Source organism: Amycolatopsis sp. NPDC058340 (assembly GCF_042723975.1).
Classification (GTDB): domain Bacteria; phylum Actinomycetota; class Actinomycetes; order Mycobacteriales; family Pseudonocardiaceae; genus Amycolatopsis.
Genome location: NZ_JBHXIB010000022.1, coordinates 64,963 through 72,931, shown reverse-complemented (window position 1 = coordinate 72,931; position 7,969 = coordinate 64,963). Strand labels below are relative to the sequence as shown.

The window sequence follows — 7,969 nt, the reverse complement described above, 5'->3', positions numbered from 1 at the left end:
GCTTCACCCCCCTCTCGGGCGCCCCCCCCACCCCCCCGCGTTGCCAAATCCCATTTTCCCCCGTTGTTTGGTTGCGAAAGTGGCTTTCGCAACACGCCGCAACACGCCGCAACACGCCGCAACACGCCGTCGCCGTAACCCGGCGAAACCGGTCACCGGCCGCCGACGAGACCGTTGCGGTACGCGTAGACGACGGCGTGCACCCTGTCCCGCAGCCCGAGCTTCGCCAGGATCCGGGAGACGTGCGTCTTCACCGTCTCCTCGCCCACGTGCAGGCGCACGGCGATCTCCGCGTTGCTGGAGGCGTCGGCGACGAGCAGGAGGACTTCGCGTTCGCGTGAGGTGAGCCGTTCGAGCTCCGCCGGTTCGGCGGCCGCGGGTTCGATGCTGGTGGCGAAGGTCGACACCAGCCGCCGGGTCACCGACGGGTCGATCAGCGCGTCGCCGCGCGCGGCCACCCGCATGGCCGAGACGAGTTCTTCGGGGGCGAGGCTCTTCAGCAGGAACCCGCTCGCGCCGGCCCGAAGCGCGCGGTAGACGTACTCGTCGGAGTCGTACGTCGTCAGCACGAGGACCCGGGTGTCGTTGCCGGGCGCGGACATGATCGCCTCGGTCGCGGCCAGACCGTCCAATTTGGGCATCCGGACGTCGAGGACGGCGACGTCCGGGCGCAGCGAGGCCGCCTGCGCGACGGCCTCGCGTCCGTCCGCCGCCTCGCCGACGCATTCGAAATCCGCCTGGGTGTCCAGCACCGCGCGCATCCCGGACCGGAACATCGCGTGGTCGTCGGCCAGCAGAACCCGGATCACTGTGCCTCCAAAGGAAAACCGACTCGAACCCGCCAGTGCCGCCCGTCGTCGAGCGGTCCGCATTCGGCCTGCCCGCCGAACAACGCGACCCGTTGCCTGATCCCGGCGAGACCGCGTTTCGTCGACTCGGCCGACGCGTTCGGGCGGCCGATCTCGTTGGTGATGGTGAGAAGCACCTCCGTCTGCCGGTAGGCGAGGTCGATCTCGACGATCCCGCCTGCGCCGTGCCGGAGCGCGTTCGTCAGCGCCTCCTGCACGATGCGGTACAGCGCGATGTCCACCGAACCCGGGAGTTCGCGCGGACCGCCGTGGCTGGTCAGCCGCGCGGGCAGGCCGGCGGTGCGGAGGTTGTCGAGCAGCTCGTCGAGGTTGTCCAGCCCCGGTTGCCGCTGTACGTCACCGTTGTCCTTGCCGTGCAACAGATCCAGCAGGCGCCGCAGATCGGCCATCGCGGCCCGGCTCGACGATTCGACGGCCGAGAGGGAACGCCGGACGGCGGGTTCGCCCTCCGGCAGCCCGAGCCGCGCGGCACCGGCGTGCACGCCGATCGCGCTGACATGGTGGGAGATCACGTCGTGCAGGTCGCGGGCGATCGTCGTGCGTTCTTCGACGACGGCTCGGCGGACGGCCTCGGCTTCGTGCTGTCGCCGTTGTTCCTCCGCGCGCTGGAGGTCGGCGATGTACGCGCGCCGCGCGGTCGTGTAGCGGCCGACCATCCACGGCAGCAGCCCGCTCACGCCGACGTCGATCACCAGCAGCCGCCAGTCCCGGTCGCCGCGGTCGACCGGGATGATGTTGCAGGCGACGAGCCCGGCGAGCATCGTCACGAGGGCGGCCACCGCGGGTTTGGCCGAAAGCCAGGCGCCCGCGCGGTAACCCGCGATCAGCACGCCGGCGTTGGTGGCCTGCAGGTAGTGGTCGTACGGGTACAGCAGCAGCGGCGCGGCGACGAGCAACGCGCCGTGCGCGGCGGAGACCCAGCCGGAATACCGCGAAGGCCCGGCGAGCGCGGCGTTGGCGAGGATGCCGCCGATCAGGACCACCCACGCCTGCCAGCCGAGCGAGAGCGGCGGTCCCCCGATGAGGAACAGCCCGGCGTCGGCGATCAGGCAGACCGCCGCGACCGCACAGGCCTGCCTCGCCAACGAACCACTGATGTCCCGCACCAGCCCAACTCTGCCCTAATTTCGCTGGACAGGGGTTCCTAAGATCGAAACCCATGGGGGCAGCGAAGACGCCCGTGCTCTGGACGACCGGAGCACCGGGAACCGGGAAATCGACCACCGCCTGGGGTTTGTACACCCGCCTGAGGGAAGCGGGCGGCAGCGTCGCGTACGTCGACATCGACCAGCTCGGGCTGATCGGCCCGCCGCCCGGCGGCGGGGACGCCGCCCACGCGATCAAGGCGGCCAACCTGCTGCGGGTACTGGAAGTCCTGCGAGGCACCGCGCAGGTCATCGTGTCCGGGGTCGTGGACCCGGCGAATCCGTACATCGACGGCCCGGATTTCGACCTCACGCTCATCCGCCTGACGTGCGATCGCGACGAGCTCCGGAGCCGTTTCCTCGGCCGCGGATCACCCGCCGCCGCTCTGCCCGACCTCTTCGCCGTGGCGGACGCCTACGACCGCGCCGATTTCGGCGAGGAGATGGACACGACCGGGCAGCGGCCCGAGGAGACCGTCGCGGCGTTGTATCACCGCTGCGTCGTGGACGCCGGAACACCGCGGCGGCCGGACCCCGTGCCTCCGCTGCCCGGGCCGGTGACCGTGGTGACCGGCCCGACGGCGGTCGGCAAGTCGACGGCCGCGTTCGGCGCGCTCCGGGATCTCTGGGAGCGCGGGATGCCCGTCGCCTACGTCGATCTCGCGCAACTCGGCTTCACGCAAAGCCCGGATTCGGCACTCCTTTCGGCTGTCTGGCGCGGCTATCGCGACGCAGGAGCGAAGCGGCTGATCGTCGTCGCCAGGGAATTCCTCCCGGAGCACCGGCGGGTCTTCGACGAGGTCACCCTCGTGCACCTCGACGCGGACGACACCACGCTCACCGAGCGGGTCGGGCGCCGGGCCGAAGGCGAATCCGCGCTGCTGGCGGGCGACGAACTCCGCGGCGCGCCACCCGGTGTGCGTGACCGGGTGGCCGCCCGCGCGGTCGCCGAGGCGGCCGGGATGCGTGCCTCCGGCGGCGACCGCGTCGTCCTCGACACGTCCGGCCAGGAACCCGCCGAGACGGCCGCCGCCCTGCTCGCCGTGGTGGCTCAGTAGCGCCGCTGACCGTCCTGGCCCTGTCCGGGCGGCCCACCGCGCTGGTTCTGCCCCGGCTTTCCGATGGTCGTCGCCGTCGCGGTGTTCCCGGTGACCTTGGCGGTCACCGTCACCGTCTCGCCGGCCTTGGGCTCGCCGGTCTTCATGGTCGACGCGTCGATCGTGTAGACCTGCTTGTAGCCGTCCTTGCTGGTCAGGCTGACCGAGGTCGCGCTGATCTCGGTGATCTCCCCGGTCTGCATCCGTTCGGTGCTGTAGCCGCCTTTGCCGTCCGAGACGACGAAGTCGCCGTGCAGCGCGTCGCGCGGCATACCCCCGCCGGGGCCCATGATCACGCGGCCGCCGCCTGGACCGCCCATCATCGTGCCCCGTTCGGCGCCGTTCGCGGCGGTCCCGGCCCAGATCGCGGCACCGCCGCCGGCGGCGATCACCACCGCCACCACGGCCGCGATCGCGGTCTTGCGGCCCGACCAGGTCTTCTTCGGTTCGCCCGCCGGGGCGGGCGCGCCCCAGGCCGCGGGCTCACCCGCCGGTGGCTCGGCCGGTTTGGTCGGTTCGGTCATCTGGTCGCCTCCGTGTGGTCGGTTGCGGCCATCGTCGGCGCCGTCGCTGTGCGGGAGCTGTGCCGCCGGTGGGCACGCGCTGTGATTCCGCCCCGGCCGGGTGATCGTTCACAGGAAACGCACAGGCGGCGCACAGAGAAGCCTCATCGGCGCCACCCAGGATGGCACCATGACCAGTGTGAACGTCCCTTCGTCCGGTTCCGCGAAGGCAGGCCTGCGCCGTGCCGACGGCAGCCCCGTGCGGGTGCTCGTCGTCGACGACGAGCCGACCTTGTCCGAACTGGTGTCGATGGCGTTGCGCATGGAGGGCTGGGACATCCGCGCCGCCGCCGACGGCGCCGAGGCGGTCCGCGTCGCCAGGGAATTCCGGCCGGACGCGGTGGTGCTGGACGTCATGCTGCCGGATATGAGCGGCCTGGAGGTGTTGCGCCGCCTGCGTTCCGAGGTGCCGAACCTGCCGGTCCTGTTCCTGACCGCGAAGGACGCGGTGGAGGACCGGATCGCCGGGCTCACCGCGGGCGGCGACGACTACGTCACCAAACCGTTCAGCCTGGAGGAGGTCGCGCTGCGGTTGCGCGCGCTGCTCCGGCGCGCGGGCGGGGTCGCAGGGCCGAGCGGGTCGACGCTCGTCGTCGGCGATCTGACCCTGGACGAGGACAGCCGCGAGGTGCACCGCGGTGGCGATCCGGTGCCGCTGACCGCGACCGAGTTCGAACTGCTGCGTTATCTCATGCGCAATCCGAAGCGCGTGCTGTCCAAGGCGCAGATCCTGGACCGCGTGTGGAGCTACGACTTCGGCGGCCAGGCCAATATCGTCGAGCTGTACATCTCCTATCTCCGCAAGAAGATCGACGCCGACAGGGAACCGATGATCCACACGATGCGCGGCGCCGGGTATGTCCTCAAACCCGCGGGGTAGGCGGCCGTGGTCCCTGCGGCGACGGCTGATCGCGCAGGTCGCGGGCCTGCTCGCGCTCGTCTGCCTGGTGGTCGGCGTGGTCACCGAACTGGCCTTGCGGAGTTTCCTGATCGACCAGCTCGACGCCCGCCTCGCCGAGACCAGCGAACGCGCCAGCCGCCCGCCGCCACCGGGCCGTCCCGGCGGGGAAAGGGTTCCCGAGGGCCTTCGCGCGTACGGGCAGAGCACCGGTTCGCTGTTCGTGAACCTGCTCCCGGACGGCCGTGTGGTCGCGGCGGTGCTGCGGTCCAGCTACGACGCGAAGATCGCCGACCCGTTCCCCCACGACCCCATCGGCCCGGCCCAGCTCTCCGCCCTGCTGCGGTCGACGCCGGACGACAAGCCCACCGACGTGGACCTCGGGTCGCTCGGGGAGTACCGCGTGATCGCGAAGCAGTCGGCCAACGGCGGTGTCGCGATCACCGGGCTGCCAACCAAGGACGTCACGGATACCTTGTGGAACCTCGGTTTCATCTTCGGCGGGGTCGCCGTCGGCGGCATCCTGCTGGCGGGTGCGCTCGGCGCGGTGACCGTGCGGCGCACCATGAAACCCCTCGACCGCCTCGCCGCCACCGCGACCAGGGTCGCCGAACTCCCGCTGGATCGCGGCGAGGTCGCGCTGTCCGAACGAGTGTCCGAAGTGGACACGGATCCGCGGACCGAGGTCGGGAAGGTCGGTTTCGCGCTCAACCGCATGCTCGGCCACATCTCGAACGCGCTTTCCGCCCGCCAGGCAAGCGAAAGCCGGGTGCGCCGGTTCGTCGCGGACGCCAGCCACGAACTGCGGACGCCGCTCGCGGCCATCCGCGGCTACGCGGAACTCACCCGGCGCTCGGGCTCCGATGTGCCGCCCGACATCGCGTTCGCGATGGGCCGCGTGGAGTCGGAATCGACGCGGATGACCGGCCTGGTCGAGGATCTGCTGCTGCTCGCGCGGCTCGACTCCGGCCGCCCGGTGGTGCACCAGCCGGTCGATCTCTCCCGGCTGGTCGCGGACGCCGTCGCCGACGCGCACGTCGCCGGGCCGGAGCACAAATGGCTGCTGGAGGTCCCGCCGGAGCCGATCACCGTCCTCGGTGACGCGGATCAGCTGCACCAGGTGGTGATCAATCTGCTCGGCAACGCGCGCACGCACACCCCGGCGGGCACCGAGGTCACCACTTCTCTGTCCATAGTGGACTCGACGGTGGCACTGTCCATTGTCGACGGTGGCCCGGGGATCCCGCCGGAGATCCTCCCGGAGGTCTTCGAACGCTTCGCGCGCGGCGACGACTCACGATCGCGGGCGGCGGGCAGCACCGGGCTCGGGCTGGCCATCGTCGCGGCCGTCGTCGCCGCGCACGGCGGGCAGGTCGGCGTCGCCAGCCGCCCGGGGCGCACGGAGTTCCGGGTCGTGCTCAGGGCTTCCACTCACTGTTAGCGCCGCAGAGGATCACGCAGGGCAGCTCGCCCTCGGTCCGCCCGGCCAGCCACGCGGCGAACGGCACCGCGGCGGCCGGTTCGACGGCGAGGCGGAACTCGTCCCAGAGCCGGTCCCGCGCGGCGAGCAGTTCCGCGTCGCTGACCAGCAGAGACGTCACCCGGTCCCGGAGCACGGAGAACGGCACGTTCCCGATCCTGGTCGCGCCCAACGCGGACGCGGCGACCGAATCGATCTCCACATCCACGGGCTCGCCCGCCTCCAGTGCCGCGTTCAGCGCCCGGCACCGCTCCGGCTCGACGCCGAACGTCGGCAACCCGGCGAGCGACGTTCCCGCGACCAGCCCGCCACCGCCGACCGCGACCAGGAACGCGTCGACGTCCGGCGCGTCCTGGACCACTTCGGCCGCGACAGTGCCCTGACCGGCGACGACGGCTGGATCGTCGTACGCGTGCAGGTACCGCGTGCCCGGCTCAGCGGCGGCTTCGAGCGCTTTCGCGGCTGCCTCGGCGTACGTCGCTCCGTGACGGATGAGCTTCGCTCCCGTCGCCTCGATCCTGGCCGTCTTCGCCTGCGGAGCAGACTCCGGCACGTACACCGTCGCAGGCAGATTCAGCAGTGAAGCCGCCGTCGCGACGCCCAGCCCGTGGTTGCCACCGGACGCCGTCAGCACCCGCTCCGGCAACGGGCCGCTCACCAGCGCGTTCACCGCGCCCCGCAGTTTGAACGACCCGCTCCGCTGCAGATGCTCCAGCTTCAGGACCAGCGGCCGCCCGTCGACCTCGGCGCGCAACACCGGCGTGCGCCGCACGAACGGATGAACCGCCTCGGCGGCCTTGAGGACATCTTCCCAGGTCGGAGTACTCATACCCCCCACTGTCCTCCATGCCGGGACGGGAGTGACTACACTGGTCCTCGGATCCCGCGCGGCGTCCATCTTGTGAACCTCCCCAGGGCCGGAAGGCAGCAAGGATAAGCAAGCTCTGACGGGTGCGCGGGGTCCGCCTTATTTTTTGGGGTGCGACCCCAAGCCCGCCCGGCGGGGCTTCGCCCCCCGGACCCCCACGGTTGGTCGCTTGGGTGACCGCGTGCGGGCTAGAAGATCCCGAAGACGTCTTTTGGCGGTACTGGGGACGGTAGGGCTTCCGCGTCCGCGATGGGTTTCGCTTTGCCTTGCAGGTCACGGAGGTCTTCTCCCGCGACGCAACGCGCCGGGTAGGCGGACGAGGCGGCCCGGCGGGTCAGGTCGGTGACCGGGAGTTCGACGCGGGAAGCGGCGACCACGATGTTGCCGAAGCGGCGGCCCCGGAGGACGCCCGGCTCGGCCAGGATCGCCAGGTGGGGGAACGATGTCGCGAGTGTCGCCAGGAATCGGCGGAGGAACGGCAGGTTCGGCCCGTCCGACACGTTGGCGACGTAGGTTCCGGCCGGTCGGAGGACCCGCGCGACCTCGGTCGTGAACTCGACGGTCGCGAGCCCGCCGGCCAGGATCCCGCGTTCGAACGCGTCCACGATGACCAGGTCGGCCGAAGCGTCGTACCTGCCGGAGACGCCTTCACGGCCGTCGCCGACACGGACCTTCAGCCCCTTCAAACCAAGCTGCTCACGGACGAGCGCGACGAGTTCACCGTCGGCGTCGAACACCAGTTGCCGTGACCGCGGCCGCGCCGCGGCGACGTAGCGGGGCAGCGTGCAGGCCGCCCCGCCGACGTGCAGCACGTCGAGCGGGCCTTCGCCAAGGCAGTCGACGACGTCGGCGATCCGGCGGATGTAGTCGAACTCGAGATCCGTGGGATCGTCGAGGTTGACGTGCGACTGGGCGACGCCGTCGACCGAGATCATCCAGGCGTTGGGACGGTCGGCGTCCCGCAGCAGTTCGGCGGTGCCGAAGCGCACCGGATACGTGCCGGGGGTCGGTGCCGGTCTCACCTGTCGGGCCCTCCCGGTAGTCTCGCC

At 71.2% G+C, this 7,969-nt stretch carries 8 protein-coding genes and 1 other RNA gene; 4 read left to right on the top strand and 5 right to left on the bottom strand.

The window, feature by feature from the left end; all coding sequences use genetic code 11:
* Positions 1–152 precede the first annotated feature (152 nt).
* Complete coding sequence (locus tag ACFWIW_RS23905; RefSeq protein ID WP_378370461.1) at positions 153–809, bottom strand: response regulator; 657 nt, start codon at positions 807–809, stop codon at positions 153–155.
* Entirely contained in the window at positions 806–1,975 is a 1,170-nt protein-coding gene (locus tag ACFWIW_RS23900) for a sensor histidine kinase (protein ID WP_378370460.1), read from the bottom strand. Before ACFWIW_RS23900 ends, ACFWIW_RS23905 begins: the two co-directional genes overlap by 4 nt.
* A 53-nt stretch (positions 1,976–2,028) precedes the next feature.
* On the opposite strand from ACFWIW_RS23900, the gene ACFWIW_RS23895 reads away from it, so the two are divergent.
* Positions 2,029–3,072: a hypothetical protein gene (locus ACFWIW_RS23895; RefSeq protein ID WP_378370459.1), complete on the top strand. Its 1,044-nt coding sequence runs from the start codon at positions 2,029–2,031 to the stop codon at positions 3,070–3,072.
* Here ACFWIW_RS23895 and ACFWIW_RS23890 read toward each other — a convergent pair.
* Positions 3,066–3,635, bottom strand: coding sequence for a hypothetical protein (locus tag ACFWIW_RS23890; protein ID WP_378370458.1), 570 nt, complete (start codon positions 3,633–3,635; stop codon positions 3,066–3,068). The genes ACFWIW_RS23895 and ACFWIW_RS23890 overlap by 7 nt on opposite strands.
* A 169-nt stretch (positions 3,636–3,804) precedes the next feature.
* Between ACFWIW_RS23890 and ACFWIW_RS23885 the strand changes: the two genes are divergently transcribed.
* Positions 3,805–4,554 (top strand): response regulator transcription factor, encoded by a 750-nt coding sequence (locus tag ACFWIW_RS23885; protein WP_378370457.1) that lies wholly within the window; start codon positions 3,805–3,807, stop codon positions 4,552–4,554.
* Positions 4,532–6,013, top strand: coding sequence for a sensor histidine kinase (locus ACFWIW_RS23880; protein ID WP_378370456.1), 1,482 nt, complete (start codon positions 4,532–4,534; stop codon positions 6,011–6,013). The genes ACFWIW_RS23885 and ACFWIW_RS23880 overlap by 23 nt, the downstream gene beginning before the upstream one ends.
* Here ACFWIW_RS23880 and ACFWIW_RS23875 read toward each other — a convergent pair.
* Positions 5,991–6,881 (bottom strand): serine/threonine dehydratase, encoded by an 891-nt coding sequence (locus tag ACFWIW_RS23875; protein ID WP_378370455.1) that lies wholly within the window; start codon positions 6,879–6,881, stop codon positions 5,991–5,993. The two genes, ACFWIW_RS23880 and ACFWIW_RS23875, sit on opposite strands and share 23 nt — an antisense overlap.
* Before the next feature lie 45 nt (positions 6,882–6,926).
* Here ACFWIW_RS23875 and ffs point away from each other — a divergent pair.
* An RNA gene (gene ffs, locus ACFWIW_RS23870) (signal recognition particle sRNA small type) lies at positions 6,927–7,023 on the top strand.
* A gap of 85 nt (positions 7,024–7,108) precedes the next feature.
* On the opposite strand, the gene ACFWIW_RS23865 is transcribed toward ffs, so the two are convergent.
* The gene (locus tag ACFWIW_RS23865; RefSeq protein ID WP_378370454.1) at positions 7,109–7,942 is read right to left on the bottom strand and encodes a spermidine synthase; all 834 of its coding nucleotides are present in this window, start codon (positions 7,940–7,942) and stop codon (positions 7,109–7,111) included.
* Positions 7,943–7,969 lie beyond the last annotated feature (27 nt).

What these genes read in the sequence shown, in the direction of transcription:
- ACFWIW_RS23895 (WP_378370459.1), top strand. Translation starts at nt 2,029, where the DNA reads ATGGGGGCAGCGAAGACGCCCGTGCTCTGGACGACCGGAGCACCGGGA.
- ACFWIW_RS23890 (WP_378370458.1), bottom strand. Translation starts at nt 3,635, where the DNA reads ATGACCGAACCGACCAAACCGGCCGAGCCACCGGCGGGTGAGCCCGCG.
- ACFWIW_RS23885 (WP_378370457.1), top strand. Translation starts at nt 3,805, where the DNA reads ATGACCAGTGTGAACGTCCCTTCGTCCGGTTCCGCGAAGGCAGGCCTG.
- ACFWIW_RS23880 (WP_378370456.1), top strand. Translation starts at nt 4,532, where the DNA reads ATGTCCTCAAACCCGCGGGGTAGGCGGCCGTGGTCCCTGCGGCGACGG.
- ACFWIW_RS23875 (WP_378370455.1), bottom strand. Translation starts at nt 6,881, where the DNA reads ATGAGTACTCCGACCTGGGAAGATGTCCTCAAGGCCGCCGAGGCGGTT.